Raw genomic sequence first — 313 nt, forward strand, 5'->3', positions numbered from 1 at the left:
AACTCCACGTGATAACGCGGTTATTGAGAATCTTTTCGGCCAAATGAAAAGTATTCTAGAAAATCGTCATCCTTTTTTATTCCAAAAACCAATGACAAAAATAAAAACTATCATTAACCAATTTCCTAATTTTTGGAATCAAAAATGGTTATTAACTAAATTAAACTATTCATCTCCTTCTCAATATTCTCAAAACTTAAGATAAATTATTTACAAATATCTTTTTAATTAAACCTTTTAAAAAAAGGTATCTTTATTACGCCTTTTTTACAATAAAATGATCTTATTAATAATAAAAATCATTTTCTTTTCA

1 pseudogene is annotated in these 313 nt (G+C 23.6%); it reads left to right on the forward strand.

Going from position 1 to position 313, the window contains the following annotated elements:
- A pseudogene (locus RI68_RS03000) lies at positions 1 to 205 on the forward strand (IS3 family transposase); the annotation flags it as partial.
- Positions 206 to 313 lie beyond the last annotated feature (108 nt).

It is taken from the genome of Vaccinium witches'-broom phytoplasma str. VAC (genome assembly GCF_000309405.1).
Classification (GTDB): Bacteria; Bacillota_I; Bacilli_A; order Acholeplasmatales; family Acholeplasmataceae; genus Phytoplasma.